At 71.7% G+C, this 19,304-nt stretch carries 8 protein-coding genes; 3 read left to right on the top strand and 5 right to left on the bottom strand.

From position 1 onward, the window contains the following. Positions 1-14: 14 nt before the first annotated feature. Positions 15-3,572, top strand: coding sequence for a S8 family serine peptidase (locus ABD371_RS34115; RefSeq protein ID WP_344486058.1), 3,558 nt, complete (start codon positions 15-17; stop codon positions 3,570-3,572). 67 nt (positions 3,573-3,639) lie between these two features. Here ABD371_RS34115 and ABD371_RS34110 read toward each other — a convergent pair whose 3' ends face one another. Together ABD371_RS34110 and ABD371_RS34105 are read right to left on the bottom strand one after the other, a co-directional pair. After that, a complete protein-coding gene (locus ABD371_RS34110) occupies positions 3,640-5,463 on the bottom strand; it encodes a serine/threonine-protein kinase (RefSeq protein ID WP_344486055.1) in 1,824 nt (607 codons plus the stop codon). A 122-nt stretch (positions 5,464-5,585) separates the two neighbouring features. Beyond that, positions 5,586-5,903, bottom strand: coding sequence for a GNAT family N-acetyltransferase (locus tag ABD371_RS34105; protein WP_344486052.1), 318 nt, complete (start codon positions 5,901-5,903; stop codon positions 5,586-5,588). Positions 5,904-6,072: 169 nt separating this feature from the next. On the opposite strand from ABD371_RS34105, the gene ABD371_RS34100 reads away from it, so the two are divergent. Both ABD371_RS34100 and ABD371_RS34095 read left to right on the top strand, forming a co-directional pair. After that, entirely contained in the window at positions 6,073-8,958 is a 2,886-nt protein-coding gene (locus tag ABD371_RS34100) for an ABC transporter substrate-binding protein (protein WP_344486107.1), read from the top strand. A gap of 269 nt (positions 8,959-9,227) precedes the next feature. Continuing rightward, the gene (locus ABD371_RS34095) at positions 9,228-9,923 is read left to right on the top strand and encodes a LuxR C-terminal-related transcriptional regulator (protein ID WP_344486049.1); all 696 of its coding nucleotides are present in this window, start codon (positions 9,228-9,230) and stop codon (positions 9,921-9,923) included. A gap of 60 nt (positions 9,924-9,983) precedes the next feature. On the opposite strand, the gene ABD371_RS34090 is transcribed toward ABD371_RS34095, so the two are convergent. From ABD371_RS34090 to ABD371_RS34080, 3 genes are all read right to left on the bottom strand, one after another. Continuing rightward, entirely contained in the window at positions 9,984-16,667 is a 6,684-nt protein-coding gene (locus ABD371_RS34090; RefSeq protein ID WP_344486046.1) for an SDR family NAD(P)-dependent oxidoreductase, read from the bottom strand. Positions 16,668-16,683: 16 nt separating this feature from the next. Continuing rightward, entirely contained in the window at positions 16,684-17,715 is a 1,032-nt protein-coding gene (locus ABD371_RS34085) for a ketoacyl-ACP synthase III family protein (protein ID WP_344486044.1), read from the bottom strand. Positions 17,716-17,736: 21 nt separating this feature from the next. Continuing rightward, positions 17,737-19,304: alpha/beta fold hydrolase (locus ABD371_RS34080; RefSeq protein WP_344486041.1), on the bottom strand; the 1,568-nt coding region annotated here is incomplete at its 5' end.

The raw sequence follows: 19,304 nt of genomic DNA, 5'->3' as shown, positions 1-19,304 counted from the left end.
CAAGAGGAGACAACGTGGCACCACGGAGCAGCCGGACCGGCCGGATCAGACCCCTGCGCGCAGCCTGCGCGGCTCTGACCTCGCTTCTCCTGTTACCCATCGGCACCGGCACAGCGCTCGCCGCGCCCGCCCCCGCCGACCGGCCGTCATCGGCCGAACGCGCGATCGAGCCCCGGCTCAGGGCAGAGCTGGCGGACGGCAAGACCGCCTTCTGGGTCTATCTCGACAGCTCGGCGGATCTGACCGCGGCCGGGCGCGCCACCACCAAAGCGGCCAGGGCGAAGGCGGTGTACGAGGCCCAGCGCGACCACGCCCGGCGCACTCAGGCCGATCTGCTCGCCGCCCTGAAGAACGCCCGGGCCGAGGCCACCCCGTTCTGGATCGTCAACGCCGTCCGGGTGGTCGGCGACGCGAAGCTCGCGAACAGCATCGCCCAGCGGCCCGAGGTCTCCCGGCTCGACGCCGACGACCGGGTGCCCCTCCCCCGGCCCGTCGAGGGCGGCAGGGAGCACACGGTCAACGCGGTCGAGTGGAACATCGACCGGATCAAGGCCCCCGAGGTCTGGAACGGACTCGGGGTCCGCGGCGAGGGCGTCGTCGTGGCCAACATCGACACCGGGGTCGACTTCCAGCACCCGGCGGTCGACGGCCAGTACCGGGGCCGCGCCGCCGACGGCACCCTCAGCCACGACTACAACTGGTTCGACCCGGCCGCCGTCTGCCCCACCGACGCACCCTGCGACAACAACAACCACGGCACCCACACCATGGGCACGATGGTTGGCGACGACGGCGCGGAGAACAAGATCGGGGTGGCCCCGGGGGCGCAGTGGATCGCCGCCAAGGGCTGCGAGTCCAGCTCCTGCTCCCAGGCCTCGCTGCTCGCCTCCGGCCAGTGGATGGTGGCCCCCACCGACCGGGCCGGCCAGAACCCCCGGCCCGACCTCGCCCCCGATATCGTCAACAACTCCTGGGGCAGCTCGGCCCACACCCCCTGGTACAAGGACGTCGTCAACTCCTGGCGCGCCGCCGGAATCTTCCCGGCCTTCTCCAACGGCAACAACGGCCCCGGCTGCGCCACCAGCGGCTCCCCCGGCGACTATGTGGCCTCCTACAGCTCGGGGGCGTTCGACAGCGCCAACGCCATCGCGAGCTTCTCCTCGCGCGGCGCGGGCGACGAGGGCGGGATCAAGCCGAACATCGCCGCGCCCGGTTCCAATGTGCGCTCCTCGGTCCGCAACGGCGGTTACGGATCGCTCTCCGGCACCTCCATGGCCTCCCCGCACACCGCCGCCACCGTCGCGCTGATCTGGTCGGCCGCCCCCGCCCTGCGCGGGGCCGTGGCGCAGACCGAGGCGCTCCTCGACCAGACCGCGGTGGACGTCGACAGCACCGGCTGCGGCGGCACCCCCGCCGACAACAACACCTTCGGCGAGGGCAGGCTCGACGCGCTCGCCGCCGTCCAGAGCGCTCCGCGCGGCCCCGTCGGCTCCCTCACGGGCAGGGTCACCTCCGCCGGGACGCCCGTCCCCGGCGCGCGGGTGGTCGCCGAAGGCCCCATCAGCCGCACCGCCGTCACCGCCGCCGACGGCGGTTACACCTTCCCCGCCCTCTCGGTGGGCGACTACTCGCTGACCGTCACCAAGTTCGGCTACGGACGGGTCGCCGCGAGCGTGCCGGTGACCGAAGGGGCCGCCGTCACCCGCGACTTCACCCTCGATCCCGTACCGTCGGCGAAGGTCACCGGCACGGTCTCGACCGTCTCGGGACCCGCGGCGGGGGCCTCCCTCACCGTCACCGGGACCCCCGTGACCGCCACGGCGGGCGCCGACGGCCGGTTCGAGCTGAGCCTGCCGCTCGGCTCGTACGAGATCCGCGCCACCCACTCCTCCCGCTGTGTCACGGCGGGCAGCACCCAGGTCACCGTCTCCGGGGACACCACCGCCTCGGTGAGCCTGCCGGAGCGCACCGACGCGTACGGCCACGCCTGCGCGACCGGCTCCCGGACCCTTCCGACCGGTGACCACAAGCTGGCCCTGACCGGTGACGACGTCACCGAGCGGGTGGAGCTGCCGTTCCCCGTGCCGCTGTACGGCAAGAGCCACTCCACCGCCTGGGTGGGCAGCAACGGCACGGTGAGCTTCGGCGGGGCGCACACCAACGACTCCAACATCCAGATCCCGAGCACGAGCACGCCCAACGCGGCCCTCTATCCGTTCTGGGACGATCTGGTGGTGGACGCCGAGGCCGGTGTCCACACCGGTGTCACGGGCACCGCGCCGCACCGCGCGTACATCGTGGAGTGGCGCAACGTCGTCCACTGGGCCGCGCAGTCCGACCGGTTCACCTTCGCCCTCGCGATCGGCGAGGACGGCAGGGTCTCCTACCACTACAAGGGCACTACCGGCGTCGGCCTCAAGGCCGGGTCGAGCGCGACCATCGGGGTGGAGAACGCGACGGGCACCGACGCCTTCTCCTACTCGCACAACACCCCGGTGCTCGGCGACGGACTGTCGATCTCCTTCCGCACCACCAAGAGCGGCGTGGTCCGCGGCCAGATCCTGGACGCCAACGACGGCAAGGGCGTCGGCGGGGCGACGGTCACCGTGGGCGAGGGGGCCACGGCGGTCGTCGCCACCACCGGGACCGACGGCGGCTATGTCCTCCAGGCCCCGGTCGGCGACCACACCGTGGCGCTCACCGCCCCCGCCTATCAGCGGGGCGAGGCCGCCGTACGGGTGGAGGCCGACTCCGTGGCCTCGGTCGGCCAGTCGCTGCGCACCGGCAGGCTCACCGCCTCCCGCGGCTCACTCGACGTCGTGGCACCGGCGGAGCAGCGGCGCACCCGCACGATCGAACTGACCAACCCGGGCTTCGACACCCCGTACACCGTCGCCGAGGAGGCTCCCTGGCTGAGCGTCACTCCCGCCGCCGGCGAACTGCCGACCGGCGGGCGGCAGCCGCTGACCCTCGTCGCGGACACCTCCGGTCTGACGCCGGGCACCGTGCTCACCGCCGATGTGCGGATCGAGTCCCGGAGCGGGCGCGCCCCCGTGGTGACCGTGCCCGTCAAGATAGTCGTGCCGCGCCATCAGACCGCGCTGGACACCGGCGCGACGGCGGAGCGGGTCGACAGCCTCGGCGACACCTGGACCCCGGACCGGAAGTACACCGCCGGATCGTACGGGTACCAGGGGAACTCCTCGGTGAGATCCACCGCTCGCGCCATCACCGGGACGGATGACCAGACGCTGTTCCGGACCGCCCGGGAGGGGATGTACGAGTACCGCTTCGACCAGGTTCCCAACGGGGTCTACACGGTGGAGCTGGGCTTCGCCGAGGTGACGGGGACCCGGCCGAACAAGCGGGTCTTCGACGTCCTCGCGGAAGGCGTGGAGGTGCTGCCCTCGCTGGACATCGCCCTGGAGGCGGGGTCGTACGCGGCGATCCAGCGCACCTACACGGTCACCGTGACCGACGGAACGCTCAATGTGCGGTTCGTCGCCCACGGCGGCTTCGGCAAACCCCTGCTCAACACGGTCCGGGTGACGGAGCGCCCCGACAGGGGCTGATCCCCGGCAAGCCGTTCCGCCCGGTGGGCGGGCCGGTGCCGTCGTCGGACCGCCGCGCGTACGCCCGTCAGCGCGGCAGTTCGGCGGCGACGGCGGTCGTCAGGGTCTCGGCCGTCGCGCACAGTTCGCGCTGCGGCCGTTTCCCCCACACTTCGAGGAGCACCAGTTCGACGGCGCTCCCGCCGGAGGGGTCCCGGTAGTCGCGGTACTCCGTACGGACCACACAGGTGTCGTCGCCGTGGCCCCCGGGTTCGACATGGGCCCGTCTGCCGCCGAGGGTCTTCGGCCGCCCGCTGCCCGCCGGTTCGTTGTCCCGGCTGAAGACGACATTGACCGCCGTGTCTCCGGCCGTGCTCCGCCAGGCGCACTCCCAGCGGGCGAAGTCGGCGTCCGGGGGCCGCCAGGCGCCGGCGCGGCCGAGGGCCCCGGCGTCCAGCAGCGCGCAGGCGTCGAGACGGGCCAGGGACTTCGGGACGAAGGAGGCGGGCCGCTCCGGGACGGGGCCCCGGTTGAGGACCGACACCGCGTGCTCGGTCGCCGCCCCGGCGAGCGCGCACAGATCGGGGGCGGGCTCGCGCTCGCGTCTCGCCGAGATCCAGATCTCATGGCCGTCGGCGAGCCGGAGATTGCGCTCGCACTCGTCCCTCCCGCCCGGCAGCTCGGAGACGACCACCTCGCCGATCCGTTCCGTACGCGCCCGGGAGCCCAGCTCCGCGCGGTCGGCGGAGAAGCTGAGGACCACGTCGGCGACCACCGGACCGCCGCGCTCCGCGCTGATCAGCGCATCGCACCGGTCGAACTCCCCGTAGTCGTCGTCCACTTCGGCATGTCCGTGCCGGGCGAGCGCGTCGAGGCCGAGCAGTGCGCAGGGGTCGGCCCGCCGAGCGTCGCGCACGGCGGCCACCGGCCCGGGCGGTGCCGTACGGCCGTCCAGGCCCCACGGTCCGAGCGCGGCCAGCGCCGCGGCCCCCGCCAGGGCGAGCGCCGTGAGCCCGGCGGCCCTGGCCGACGGTCGCGCGCGGTACGGCAGCGCCCGCGCCCGGAGCGCGGCGAGCACGCCGCCCCGGGTCCTGCGCAACCGGCGACGGACCTCCGCGGGCGGCGGGGTCAGCTCCATCAGCATCTGCCGGACGGCCGCCGCGCCCGGGCGGCGGCGCGGATCGGCCCTCAGCATCGCCGACAGCGGTTCCGTGAGCGGCCCGGCCCTGCGCGGCGGCTCGACGCGGCCCTCGGCGGCCCGGTTCAGATAGGCGAGGGCATGCTCCGCCTGCCCGTACGGCGAGTGGCCCTCGACCGCCGCGTACAGCGACGCGCCGAGCGAGAACACGTCCGACTTGTGGTCGGGCGCCTTCTCCCGCGCCACCTCGGGCGGCATGTACCGGGGTTTCCCCCGCACCCCGGCGCTCTGGGTGGTCTCGCCCCACGCCGCGCGCGAGATCCCGAAGTCCGTGAGCTTGGCGACGCCTTCGGGGGTGACGAGGATGTTCTCCGGCGTCACATCCCCGTGCACCACGCCCGCGCGGTGCGAGACCGCCAGCGCGTCGGCGATCTGGCAGCCGAGCGACCCCGCGGCCTCGGGTCCGATCCTGCCCTGCTCCCGGATGATCTCCCGCAGGCTCCGCGAGGGCAGATACTCCATCACGATCCAGCACACGGAGCCGTCGACGACGAAGTTGAGCACGCTCACGATGTTGGCGTGATGGAAACGCCCCGCGTTCCGCGCCTCACGCCGGAGCCGTCTCGCGCTCCGCGCGTCCGGGACGCGCGCGCACTTGAGCGCGACCTCCCGCTCCAGCAACTCGTCCCTGGCGAGCCACACAACCCCCATGCCGCCCGCGCCGATCTCCCTGACCAGCCGGTACCGGCCGTCGATCCTCCGCCCCTTCTCCATCACCGGTACCACGCCGCCGTCACGGCCCCAGCCGCACCCTCAGCCATTCGCATGGCCACGGAGCGTACTGCCTCCGCGGCACCGCGGAACCCCGGTCGCCAGGACGGCACCTGAACGAGGGGCTACGGCTCCCGGTACATCACACGCGGCCCCACCGGACCGTGCTCGGGATGGTCGAACGACGCCGGGACGGTGCCCAGGACCCGGAGGCCGAGCGAGGTCCACAGCCCCACCGCCGGGTTGGTCTCGACGGCCGAGCCGAACACCATCCCGGTGCAGCCGTCGCGGCGGGCCCGCTCCAGCACATGCCCGGCCAGCGCGCGGGCCTCGTCCTCGGAGGTGTCGCGGTCCCGGGTGCGGGTCTCCCCGGCCGAGACGATCTTCCGCCGGAACGGCCAGACGGCCGCCCAGTCCTCGCTCCCGGCGTCTTCGATGATCATGGCGGTCGAGTCTGCCACACCGTCCGGGAGCGTCGGCAGGCCTTGCGGGGCAAGGGCCGGAGGCCATGCGGAGGGATTTCGTCCGAGTGCGAAACCGTCCGGTTGGGGCACCAATCGAGCGCCGGGCCGCTAGCGTCGTAGGCAGGACCATGATGAACGGGGGTTGACCGTGGTCTACAGCGACCATGAACCGCCGCAGTGCTCGGGCGGGCACGTCGGGATGTCGACAGGCGCGGGCATCGATGTTCAGCGGAGACTGGAGACCCTGATAAGGGACTTCCGTGCCAATGAACCGCCGATGCCCGTCGTCGTGCTCCACGCGGACGAGGCGTCCGACGACGGGAAAGTCACCAACCTGGTGGAGGAGTTGTACACGGGGCAGGACACGCACGGCACCCGCTGCGCCGTCGCACCCGCGCAGCAGGAGGGACCGACCGAGGTGCGGCGGGCGGCCGGACTCGTCCGTGAGCTGGGGGATCCGAGGCGGTGGGACAGCCGGCACTCGATCTACCGGCGGTACGCCTTCCCCCGGCTCCGTCTGGTGCGCGCGATCGAGGACGCCGTGGGCGAGCTGGACGCGGACTGGCCGCAGGCCCCTTCGGCGGCAGGCTCCCGGGGGAGCCCGCCCGACCCGGCGCAGCAGCTGCTGGACCAGCTGGCGCGGCAGCGCTGGCGGCCGAAGGGCGCGGCCCGCTGGAGCAGTGGGCTGCGCATGTTCGACATGGCGCACATCCTCCCCGCGAGCCTGGTCGCCGTGCTCGCCGCGCTGCTGGCCCGGAGCCACTGGTCGGTCGCGCTGGCCTCGGGCACCGGGTTCCTGCTGCTGCTGGTGGTGCTCGACAATGTGCTGCCGGGACGGGCTCCGATCTTTCTGTGGCTGCGCAGGGAGAGCCGCTGGTTCATGACGACGACGTTCCTCAGGGCGGCGGCGCGCGGCCGGCCGACCGATGTCTCGCTGTTGCGGCCCGCCCGTTCCTGGAACGCGATCTCGGCGCGGGCGTACGACGTGGCGGAGGCCCTCAAGTCGGGGGACGACTTCCAGCTCCAGCTGTATGTGCTGGCCCTGTTCGAGGATCTGCGGGACAACCACCGCCGGTGGAGCTGGGATCTGCGCGGGTTCAAACGGCCGCGTCCGCCCGCGCTCTTCCTGCCGCAGCTGACCGAGGCGAACGGCGGGATCGAGCTGATCAAGGCGGTGAGCGATGTCCGCAGCCGGCGCAGTGAGCTGGATCCGCTGCTGATCGTGGCGGCGGCGCGGGGAACCGATGTGCCGAGGCTCCAGCGCAGTGTCATCCAGGGGCCGGGCGGAACGCCGCAGACCTGGTACCACGAGTGGGCGCGGAATCTGCGGGCCGGGCAGTCGCCGAGCCGGGAGCCGGCTCAGCTGCCCTGGGTGCTGAAGGTGGCGCTGCCCAGCGCCCGTCTGGTGCCGGTGGAGGGGCTTCGGCACTGTGTGCGGACTCCGTCCCGGCCGACCGTGGCCCGGCTGGTGTGGTCGCTGCACGCCATGGGGCTGGTGGGGGTCCTCCTCACGGCGGGGCTGGCTGTGCGGGCGGAGACGCTGTACGACCGGCACTGCTCGGCTTCGCTGCTGAGCGCCAATGGGGACACGGTGAAGCGGTCCGTTCCCCATGGCAGAACGGAGTGCGTGGGCATCGCCACCGGGAAGGTGCGGTTCGGCGACTGGGTGCCCAAGGAGAAGAAGGGGGAGGAGCGGAAGAACGGCCGGCGGCCCGGCTGGACTCTGGCGGACCTGGAGAAGGCCGTCAAGGATGCCAACACGAAGGTCGTGGGGCGGCGCAACAGCGAATACGTCACGATCGTCTACGCCGGACCGCTGAGCGCCGACCCGGAAGGCGGATCCTCTCCGCTGAAGGGCGTCGAGGAGCTGGCAGGTGTGTATCTGGCCCAGTCCGTCATCAATGAGAACTCCCCGATCGGGCTGCGGGTCCTGATCGCCAACGGCGGCGTGGACATGCTGCACCAGAAGGAGATGGCGAAGGCCGTCGCCGCGTACGCGGCCAAGGACCGGACCCTGGTGGGCGTCGTGGGCAACGGGCGGAATCTGGAGTCCAGCAAGGAGGCGACCAGGATCCTGCGGAACGCGGATCTGGCGGTGGTCTCGGGAACCAACTCCGCCACGCAGCTGGCACGGGAGTTCGGCAACTGGTTCAGTCTGGCGGCGACCGACGAGTGGCAGGTCGAGCAGTTGGGGCTGATCGCGGCCCAGCTGCGGAAGCCCGGCCGACGGCAGCAGGAGCAGCAGCACGCGGTCGTCCTCACCCAGGAAGACGGGAACGCCGATGACCTGTACACGAAGGAGCAGGCGGAGTTCGGCATGGCCATGCTGAGAGACCAGGACTTCAAGCCGACTCGGAAGGGGTACGCGGTGAAAGGGGGCAAGCCCGAACTGCCCTCCGGGGCGGAGGGCATCTGCGACGGGGGGAGCACGTCGACCGTGATCTACTTCGCGGGCCGGGTGGAGCACCTCGGCCCGCTGATGAACCAGCTCGGCACTGATTCGGGGTGCGAAAATCAGGACATCTCCATCCTCGGTGGTGACGATCTGTCGAAGGCCGACTTCTCCCCGAACGGGGTCGGGGTCGGCTCGAAGGTGACGCTGTACCACTCGGTCCTGGCCGAGCTGGAGCAGGCGGCGGAGGAGACGGCCTTCTACCAGGAGGCCGCCAAGCACCTTCCCGGGCTGGACTCCCGGCGCCTCTCCCCCACGACCCCGGTGCTGGCCAGCGGTCAGACGGCGCTGGCGCACGACGCGACCCGGGCTCTGCACGCGGCGGCGACCCGCTCCGGCGGCTCGCACACCCGCGCCGAGACCTGGGTGAATCTCCGGACGGTCCGGCTCTCGGGGATGGCGACGGGCACGATCGACTTCACCGGAGCGACGCCGTACAAGAACCGCAAGGGTCACAGCATCGCGCTGAAGGAGGTGCGGCGCGGCGACGGCGGGAGTTCGCGTTCACGGGTGCTGTGCAGCAGGCTCGCGGGGAACACCGAGCCGCTCACGAAGAAGGAGTGCGCGATCCGGAAGAAGTGAACGCGGTGGGCCACGGGCGAGCCCGGGGCTTTGACACGGGGCGCGGGTCGTGTGCGGTGCACGGCGCGCGCCCCCCGCTTTTCACCATTAATCCGACCAGTCAACCCCATGATCGAACCGACGAGTTCAAGACATCAAGAAACCTCCTCAATTCCTCTGTTGAACCGTCTCACCAGGCCAAGATAAGGTCAACGCGGCTTACAGGCTGGGAAATATCGGCAGAGAGTGAATACCGAGATCGATTCGGGAGTCGGCACTGAGGAGGAGCGATGAAGGGGCACGGCAGAGTGAAAGTCCTTCTCGTCTGCGAGAACGAATTGGAACGTGCCGGACTGAGCGCCATACTCAACAATGACCGCGAGATATCGGTCATCGGAGAAGTGAGTGCCCTCTCGGAAGCCCCAAGATCTGCCGAACAGTTCAGACCGGACATCATCCTCTGCAGCTACCACGAGTTCTCGGCGCACACCTTGAAGATCGCCGAACAGGTCGCCGTGCAGTCCAGGAGCGGCATACCCATCTACATGATATTCCTGGCCACCTTCCCGGGGGACCAGGTCATCAATCTGCTCCGCATCGGCAGATGCACCGTTCTGGACCGGCGGATCAGCCCGGCCGAACTCATCGCGGCCATCCGGGTCAGCATCGCCGGATACACCCCCGTAAAAGATGATGTCGTGGGAAATCTGGCCCGTGCTTCGGTGGCCCTCAAGGGAAGCAACCACAGCAGCAGGGAACATCTCCTCTCGCTGACCAGACGGGAGCGGAACGTCTTTGAACTCATGGTCCAGGGGCTGTCCAACCCGGAGATAGCGGCTTGGCTCAAGGTGGCGGAGTCCACCGTGAAATCACATGTCCAGGGAATTCTGAGCAAACTCGATGTACGCGATCGGGTCCAGGCCGTCATCTACGCCTATGAAGCGGGAATCGTCAGTCGGCCGCCTCAGCGGGAATCCCAGAAATAGGCGGGCGGTCGGCGGACCCGGGGCAGTGCGCCCCGGGCCCGCTCCTCGGCCGGCCTCCGCTCAGGCCCGGTCGGCCAGTTCGTCGGCGATGAAATCCGCCAGATCGGTGAGGCTCTGCCCGCCGAGCATTCTCGCCATCGGCACCATCACCCCGTACTCCCGCTGGACCTGGCTCCGTACCTCGGTGGCCATCAGCGAGTCGAGCCCCTGCCGGTTCAGCGGTTTGCGGTCGTGCAGCCGCTGTGCGGGCAGAGCCAGCACCTTCGCGATCCGCTGGGTCAGGAACGCCCGGACCGTGCCCGGGTCGCCGTCCGGCCCCGAGCCTTCGGCCCCGGCTTCGGCCCCGGCCCCGGCTTCGGCTTCGGCTTCGGCTTCGGCTTCGGCTTCGGCAACCTCGGTGGAGGCGGCACTCACCACCGGGACAGGAACAGGAACAGGAACAGGAACGGGGACAGGCACCGGGACCGGCGGGGGCGGGGGCGGGCCCGTCTCGGCGACCAGCTCCCGCAGCAGCGGATCCCGAGCCGCGTCGGGGTACGCGGCGCTCCAGCGGCCCCAGTCGGCGGCGAGCACCGTGAGCTGCGCCGCCCGGCTCCCCCAGACGCTCTGGAGCAGCCCGATCCCCTCCTCGGGGGTGAAGCTCTCGATCCCCCTCGGCGCGAGACTCCGCTCGTGCTCATCGTCGTACCGGGCCACCATCCCGACCGAGGACCAGAACCCCCAGTTGACCGAGAGCGCGGGCAGCCCCAGGTCGCGCCGGTGGTGCGCCAGTGCGTCGAGCCCCGCGTTGGCCGCCGCGTACGCGCCCAGCATCGGGGAGCCGAGGACCGCGGAGGCGGAGGAGAAGAGCACGAAGAAGTCGAGCGGACTCCCTTCGAGCAGCCGGTGCAGATTCCACGCCCCGGTGACCTTCGGACCGATCATGGCGTCGAACTGCTCGGGTTCCGTCTCGGCGGCCGAGACCAGCTCGATGACCCCGGCGGCGTGGAGGACACCGCGCACCGGCGGCAGACCGGCGCTCTCGTGCTCCCCGAACACCGCGCGCAGCGCGTCCTCGTCGGCCACGTCGACCGCGTGGTACGCGACCCGCGCACCGCCGCGCTCCAGCTCGCGCAGGAGCCCGGCCCGGTCGCCGAGCGGAGTGCGGCCCAGCAGGATCAGCTCCCCGGCACCGCGCTCCACCAGCCAGGCGGCCAGCTTCAGCCCGATGCCGCCGAGCCCGCCGGTGACCACGTAGGCGCCGTCGGACACCAGCGCGGGACCGCCGTCGCCGGGCGGAAGGACCGCGGGCGCGGCGGCGGGCGACGCGACGGGGACGGCCTGGACGGCGGCGGGCTCCTCCGTGTCGTCCAGACGTACCAGGACCTTGCCGATGTGCTGGGCCCGCGCCATCCGCCGGAACGCCGCCTCGACGTCGGCGATGCCGTACTCCTCGTACGGCAGCGGCTCCACCGCCCGGCCCTCGACGAGTTCGAGTACGCGATCCAGCAGCTCACCGGCGCGCCGGGGCCGGTTCCGGAGCATGTCGACGAGGTCCATCGAGAAGAACGCCAGATTCTTCGAGAACGGCAGCAGCCCGATCGAGCTGTTCTCGATCAGATCCTTCTTGCTGAGTTCCACATGGCGTCCGTACGGCGCGAGGACGGAGAGGCTCCGGGGGATCGCCTCCCCCGCGAGGGAGTTGAGGACGACGTCCACCCCCTCGCCCCGGGTGGCCGCCGCCACCTCGTCGGCGAACGCCGTCGACCGGGAGTCGAAGACGTGCTTCACGCCGAGGGTCTTCAGCAGCGCGCGTTTCTGCGGGCTGCCCGCCGTCGCGTAGATCTCCGCGCCGCGCCACCGGGCCAGCTGGATCGCGGCCAGCCCCACGCCACCGGTCGCCGAGTGGATCAGGACCCGCTCGCCGGGGGCCAGTTTCGCCAGCTCGCACAGCCCGTAGTACGCGGTGAGATACGCCGCCGGGAGGGTGAGCGCCTCCTCGGCCGTGAGCCGGGCCGGGATCCTGCCCACCAGATGGGCGCTGGTCACCACATGGCTGGCGAGTGCCCCCTCGGAGAGCGCGACGACCTCGTCGCCGGGGAGCAGCCCCGCCACGCCGTCGCCGAGTTCCGTGATGACGCCCACGCACTCCCAGCCCAGGGGGGCCGCGTCGCCGAGGCCGGGGTACGCGCCCATCGCCGTCAGCACGTCCCGGTAGTTGAGGGCCGTCCGCGTCACCCGGATCGCGACCTCGCCCGGACCGGGCGCGCGCCGCGCCATCGGTACGGGGCCCAGCTCGTCCAGCAGGCCCGCCGTGCGGCTGCGGACCTCGAAGGCCGGCGGAAGCACGGCGGCGGCCCGGCCGGCGGGCTCGGCGGTGGCGGACTCCGGGGCCGGGGTGTGCGGCACCAGCCGGGCCGTGTACCGCAGGCCGGCCCGGAGCGCGATCTGGTTCTCGCCGTCGTCCTGGGCGAGCAGTTCCGCGCCCAGCAGTCCGGCGGCCCCGCTCCCGGCCCCGGCGGGCAGGTCGATCAGGACGCAGCGCGCCGAGCCGCGCTCCTGGATCAGCGAGCGGCCCAGGCCCCACACCGTCGCCTGGCCCACCGACATCTCACCCGGGTGGTCCGGCAGCCGCTGCGCGCCCTCGGTCACCAGCCACAGCCCGCTCCCGTACCACGGCGTCCCCTCCAGGGCCCGGATCAGGCGCAGCACGCTGTGGCCGCCCAGCCGTGCCGCCGAGGCCGTCGCCCCGGCCGCGCTCCCTCCGAGGGGGCCGGGGTCGCGGGCGTCCCGTGACCACAGGTGGACGACGCCCTCGCAGCCGCTGTCGCCGACCTCCCCGCGCACCTCCGCCAGGAGTTCGCGATAGTCGTCGGGGCCGGTCTCGTACCGGTCCGGGGCCTTCTTCACGAGCGCCGCGCCCGGCGTCACGACGATCACACGGCCGCCGAGCATGCCCTTGAGGGTGTCGGCGGTGTCGCTCCGATCGGCGAGAACCAGCCAGAAGCCGGTGCGCGGCCCGCCGGGCGCCGGGCGCTCGGCCGGCCGCCAGACGACCTCGTGGAGCCAGTCGGTCCGTCGGGGGGCCGCCGTACGGGGTACGAGGAAGCGCAGCCGTACGCCGCCGAGTTCGGCGAGCAGCTCGCCGTCCTCGTCGCGCACCTCGACATCGCCGACGACGGCGTCCGGCCGGGCCTCGGTGCGTACCGCGTGGCTCCAGACCGGCCCGCGCGGGCGTCGGTGGAGACGGACCCGGTCGATGCCGCCGAGGACGAAGGCGTCGTGTTCGCCGTCGGTGCGGAAGCTCTCGATGGCCGCCGCCAGGGTGTGTCCGCAGGCGTCGAGCAGCGCGGGGTGGAAGTGGTGGGACGGGTCGGCGTCGGGGACGGACGCCGGGGGCTCGATGCGCGCGAGCGCCTCGCCGTCCCGCCGCCAGAGCCGGGTGACCCCCTGGAAGGCTCCGAGCCACTGGTTGCCCTTGGCGGCGAAGCGGCGGTAGAACTCCGCGCCGGAGAGTTCCGCTCCCTCGCTCCGCGCCCGTTCGCGGGAGGCGACCTCGGCCGGCGCCCCGCCGGGCGGTCCTTCACCGGGGGCCAGGCCGGGGTCCAGCCGGCCTGTGACATTGCGCTGGTGTTCCGACTGGTCGTGGTAGCGGCTGCCGATCTCGAAGCCCCAGCCGCCTCCGGGGTCCTGGCGCAGTGTTACGCGGACCACGGGCGGCGGCTCGGACGCGGTGAGGAAGATGCCCTCGTGGTAGATGACGTCCCGGATGGCGGGGACGGTCCCGAAGACGGTGGCGGCGGCAGCCGCGGCCATCTCGATGTAGGCGGTGCCGGGAATGATGACGACACCCTGGACCTGGTGGTCGCGGAGGTAGGCGTTGGCCGTGAGGTCGAGAGGGCCTTCCCAGACCCGGTCCGCGCCCTCGCCCCCGCCCGCCGCGGGCGCGCCCAGCAGGGGATGGCCGGGCGTCGGGTGTCCGGGGGCCGTCGGGCGTTCGGGCGGCGGCGGGTGTTCGGGCGTCTCGGTGCGCGGGCGCTCGGGGAACCAGTACCGCTGCCGCTGCCAGGCCGGGCCGGGCAGCCGCACGTAGCGCGCCTCCGGTTCGAAGATCCGGCCGAGGTCGACCGGGTGTCCGCTCAGCCGTAGGGCGGCGAGCGAGTCGAGCAGGGCGGCGAGTTCGGAGGTGTTGCGGCGGGTGGATCCCACCGCGAGGGCCCTGCCGGGCGACTGGTCGGCGTACTCGCTCATCGCCGGGGTGAGGATGGGGTGCGGGCTGATCTCGATGAATACGGTGGGGCCCTCGTCCAGGAGCTTCTGGACGACGGGTCCAAATCGCACCGGTTCCCGCAGATTGCGCGCCCAGTAGGCCGCGTCGAGACCGGTTCCGTCGACGGGCTCCGCGTCGACGGTGGAGTACATGGGGACGGATCCGGCGCGCGGGGCGAGGGAGCCGAGGGCTTCGAGGAGGGGCTCGCGCAGGGGTTCCACCTGGGGGCCGTGCGAGGCGAAGTCGACCCGCACCAGCCGGCAGAAGACACCGCGCTCCTGGAGCGAGGTCAGCAGCTCCCGCATCGCGTCGCCGTCGCCGGAGAGCACGGTCGAGGTGGGGCCGTTGATCGCGGCGACGGAGATGAGACCGGCGTACCGGGTCAGCTCCTCGGCGGCGGCCTCGGCCCCGAGTTCCACGGAGGCCATCGCCCCGTTCCCGGAGACCGACTTGGCCAGGGCGCTGCGCCGGCAGATGACGGCAGCCGCGTCCGCCACACCGAGGGAGCCGGCGACGCAGGCGGCGGCCGTCTCGCCCATGCTGTGGCCGACGACGTAGTCGGGTTCGACGCCCCAGGACCGCCAGAGGGCGGCGAGTGCCACCTCGACCGCCCACAGGGTGGGCTGGATGACGTCGACGCCTTCGAGCGCTCCGCCGCCGGTGAGCCGGTCGATCACGGACCAGCCGGTCTCTGCGCGGACCGCCGCGTCGCACTCTTCGAGCGCCCGGCGGAACACGGGCTCGGCCGTGAGCAGCTCACGGCCCATGCCGACCCACTGCGAGCCCTGGCCCGGGAAGACGAAGACCACCCGGGAGCGTTCCTCGTACACATCGTCGGCGGACCGGGTGAGGGGGCCGGGCTCGTCGTCGAGGAACGCGGACAGCCTGCCGGTCAGCTCCTTGCGGGTGGAGCCGACGACGGTAAGCCGGCTCTCGTGGCTGTCGCGGCGGGTGGCCGCGCTGTAGCAGATGTCGCGCAGCGGGGTCTCGTGGCCCGCGCCGCCCGGCTCCAGATGGCGCAGATAGCGGGCGGCGGTCTCGCGGAGGGTCTTCGGGCTGTGCGAGGAGAGACTCAGCAGCCGGGGGCGGGCCTCCTCGTCCTCGGGAGCGGGGGCGGGGGCGGGCGCGGGCGCGGTTCGCGCCGGGTGGTGTGCGCCGAGGACGATGTGCACATTGGTGCCGGAGATGCCGAAGGAGCTGACGCCGGCGATTCCCGGCCGTTCGTCCTGGGGCCACTCCCTGGTCCGCTGGGGCACGTGCAGCGGGGTGTTCGCCCAGTCGATCGCCGATGTCAGCTCGGCGCTGTGCAGACTGGGCGGGATCACTCCGCTCTCCAGGCACATCACCGTCTTGATCAGACCGGCGATTCCGGCGGCGCCCTCCGCGTGCCCGATGTTCGTCTTGACGGAGCCCACGATCAGCGGCCGGTCCGCGGGACGGTCCACCCCGAGCACGGCCGACAGCGCGCCCAGCTCGACCGGGTCGCCCACGCTGGTGCCGGTGCCGTGCGCCTCCACGTAGTCGACCCTGGACGGGTGTATTCCGGCATCGGCGTAGGCCGCCCGCAGGGTCTTCTCCTGTCCCGACCGCGCGGGGGCCATCATCGCGCCGCCGCTCCGGCCGTCGTTGACGGTGGCGGAGCCGAGGATGACCGCGCGGACGGCGTCCCCGTCGGCGATCGCGTCCTCCAGGAGTTTGAGGACGACGACACCGACGCCCTCGCTGCGGACGAAGCCGTTCGCCGACGCCGAGGCGAACTTGCAGCGGCCGTCGGGCGAGAGCATCTTGCCGCTGGAGAAGGTGATGCTCTCCTCGGGGACCAGGATGAGATTGACCCCGCCGGCCAGCGCCAGGGTGGATTCGCCGCTGCGCAGACTCTGGCAGGCCAGATGAACGGCGGTGAGGGAGGAGGAGCAGGCGGTGTCGACGGTGAGGCTGGGGCCCTGGAGGTCGAAGGCGTAGGAGAGTCTGCCGGAGAGGACGCTGGGCGTGGATCCGGCGTTGGCGTAGAGGTCGAGGACTCCCGAACGGCTCATCGCGTCCCAGTAGTTACGGCCCAGGGAGCCGATGAAGACTCCGGTGCGGCCGTCCGCCAGCCGCTCCCTGGTGAAGCCCGCGTCCTCGGCGGCGGCGGCGGTGGTCTCCAGGAGCAACCGCTGCTGGGGGTCCATGTGGTGGGCCTCGCGCGGTGCCACGCCGAAGAAGTCGGCGTCGAACTCGTCGATTCCGTCGAGGAATCCGCCCCAGCGGCTGACGATCTTCCCTGGCTTTCCCGGACAGGGATCATAGAATTCTTCGATGTCGAATCGACTGGCCGGGACTTCGCTTATGCTGTCGTGTCCTTCGCCCAGGCGTGACCAGAACTCGGTCAGATCGGCGGCCCCCGGAAAGGTGCACGCTATGCCCACGACGGCGACAGCGGGGCCGCCTTTCTTGGCCCTGTCCTTGGGGATCCGGCGGTCTTCGGGGGTCTCGCGGCGCTTGCGGCTGGCCATGTGAACTCCTCGGTTGTCAGATCGCCCAGGGGGCGGCCGCGTCGATGGTCAGCACGGCGCTGCTGACCACAAAGCCCGGTGCCGCGCCCGCGAGCAGTACGTGGTCTCCGGGTTTGAGCAGGCCCATCGACACATAGTGGTCGAGCGCCACCACGTGATCGCTCGCCGCGAGATGGCCGACGGTACGGCCGAATTCCCAGCTCGACTTCGACTCCGGAATTCCGAGAGGGTCAAGGAAGAACTGCGCGACAAGGTAGTGCCCCTGGTTCACATAGATCGCCCGGGCGATGTCTCCGACGCCTATCCCGGCCTCGTCCAGCGACCGCAGCGCCACATCGGCCTGCCATTTCGCGATGGTCTCGTTGACCTCCGCGAGCGTCCGGTCCGCGCGGCCGAAGTGCCGGGCCCGCTCGACCATGTCGATGGTGGCCCGGCCGTGCGGGTCGAACAGCGGCTCGCCGCCCCGGTGCAGCCCTTCCAGCTCGGGGATCATCAGCTGGTTGACCGATCGCACCCGGGCGATGCCGCCGGTGGTGTCGAGCAGCATCGCGCTCCCGGCGTCCCCGATCACCGTGCCCGGGCCGTAGCCGCGCCAGCGGTCGGCACGGGGGGAGGTGAAGTTGTCCGCCGTGGTCAGGAGCGCGGTCGTGCTCAGGGGATCCAGGCTGAGCCGGCCGGCCGCCAGCTCCATGGCGGCCAGCATTCCGTTGCAGCCCTGCTGTATTTCGAAGGCGGGGATGTTCCCGGCTCCGAGTTCCCGGGCTATGTATCCGCCCGGGTACCACATTTCGGGGCCTTGTCGCAGTACACAGGAGTGCACCAGCAGATCCACCGACGACGCGTCGGAGCCCGCTCTCGTCAAGGCGTCACGGGCGGCGGAGACCGCCATGTCCACGGGTGGGGTGTCCCCGGCCATCAAGGTTCCGGTGACTCCGGAGTCCAGCATGAGGATCTCGTCGTACAGACCCATGTCGACGGCTCGACGACTGGTCATTCGCTCGGGAAGGTAGGTACCCAGCCCGCTGATGTAGAGATTCTCCAGCTTCATAAACGCCTCCTGGGCGGGCGGTCACGGCCGGGATGCGCGGCGCGACAGTTTCTGGGAGATGAGGGAACCGATGCGCCGCAGCGGCCCCGGATTCGCCATCTCGCCGTGTTCGCAGGCGATCGGATGGTTCTCCACCCGGCCGTTCACATGGGGGATCCAAGCCTCATGGCTCATCCAGTCCTCGATTCGCCCCTCGGTGGCGGTGAAGAAGAGAACATCGCCGTCGTAAACCGGCGGTTCATGCGCTTCGACGAGGCGGATGTTGTTGGTGACGATGTCGACGAGGGAGCGCATCCGCGCCGAGGTGAGACCGGCGAACGGGGAACCGTTCTCGGGGACGAGTTCCATGAGCTCGGGCAGATCGAGAGCGCTCCGGGCCGGCTCGTCGGCGTCCCGGCCGAGGCCTTCCAGCAGCAGCTGCGCGATCTCCTGATCGCCGGGGATCTTTCCGGCGAGCGGGGGGTTCGGGTAGGAGTCCAGCAGGGCCAGCAGGGCGACCTCTTCGCCCTGCTCCCGCAGCCGGGCGGCGATCGCGTGGGCGACGACGCCGCCGTACGACCAGCCGAGCAGATGGTAGGGGCCGGCCGGCTGGACGGTGCGCAGGGTGTTCACATAGTCGGCGGCCATGTCGTCCAGTGCGGCGGGGGGTTCCTCCTCTTCGGACATGCCGCGGGCCTGGAGGCCGTAGATCGGGTGCTCGGTGTCGATGCCGCTCATCAGGCCCGCGTAGCACCAGCTCAGTCCGCCGGCCGGGTGTACGCAGAAGATCGGCGGCTTGGTCCCGCGCGGCCGGAGCGGCAGCAGGGCGGCGAAGGAGTCGCCGGTCCCGCCGCCGTCGGGGTCCAGCCCGGCGAGCGCTGCCACGGTCGGGAACTCGAAGAGGGTCCTGATGGTGTGCTGGACACCGAGGGTCTCCCGCACCCGGCTGATGAGCCGGGTGGCGAGGAGGGAGTGGCCGCCCAGCTCGAAGAAGTCGTCGTGGATTCCGACACGCGGCAGTTCGAGCACTTCGGCGAAGAGCCGGCTCAGGGTGGCTTCCTGAGGTGTACGGGGTGCGTCGTCGGTGATGGCGGTGGTGAAGTCGGGGGCGGGCAGGGCCTGCCGGTCGAGCTTGCCGTTGACCGTGCGGGGAAGACCGTCCAGGACGACGACCGCGGCCGGGACCATATGGTCGGGAAGGCGGCGGGCCAGCTCCCGCCGTACCACCGCACCCTCCAGAACCGCCCCGGCGCGCGGGACGACGTACCCGACGAGCCGGCGGTCGTCGGGCCGGTCGGAACGGACCGTGACAGCGGCCTGGGCCACCTGCGCGTCGCGGAGGAGTGCGGCCTCGATCTCGCCCAGCTCGATACGGAAACCCCGCACCTTCACCTGATCGTCGGCCCGCCCGACGTACTCCAGCTCACCGTCCGCACGCCATCGCGCCAGGTCCCCGGTCCGGTACATCCGCGTCCCCGCCGGACCGTACGGATCGGCGACGAACCGGCCCGCTGTGAGGGCGGCGCGGCCGGCGTAGCCGCGCGCCAGGCCCTCACCCGATACGTAGAGTTCGCCGGTGACGCCGACGGGGACCAGCCTGAGGGCGGGGT

This window comes from Streptomyces amakusaensis (genome assembly GCF_039532665.1).
In the GTDB taxonomy this organism is placed as follows: Bacteria; Actinomycetota; Actinomycetes; order Streptomycetales; family Streptomycetaceae; genus Streptomyces; species Streptomyces amakusaensis.
The sequence above is the reverse complement of the archived record's forward strand: the minus strand, read 5'-3'. Positions and strand labels throughout refer to the sequence as shown.

Coding starts and splice junctions, on each gene's coding strand:
- ABD371_RS34090 (WP_344486046.1), bottom strand. CDS start 16,667: ATGGCCAGCCGCAAGCGCCGCGAGACCCCCGAAGACCGCCGGATCCCC.
- ABD371_RS34085 (WP_344486044.1), bottom strand. CDS start 17,715: ATGAAGCTGGAGAATCTCTACATCAGCGGGCTGGGTACCTACCTTCCC.
- ABD371_RS34095 (WP_344486049.1), top strand. CDS start 9,228: ATGAAGGGGCACGGCAGAGTGAAAGTCCTTCTCGTCTGCGAGAACGAA.
- ABD371_RS34110 (WP_344486055.1), bottom strand. CDS start 5,463: ATGGAGAAGGGGCGGAGGATCGACGGCCGGTACCGGCTGGTCAGGGAG.
- ABD371_RS34105 (WP_344486052.1), bottom strand. CDS start 5,903: ATGATCATCGAAGACGCCGGGAGCGAGGACTGGGCGGCCGTCTGGCCG.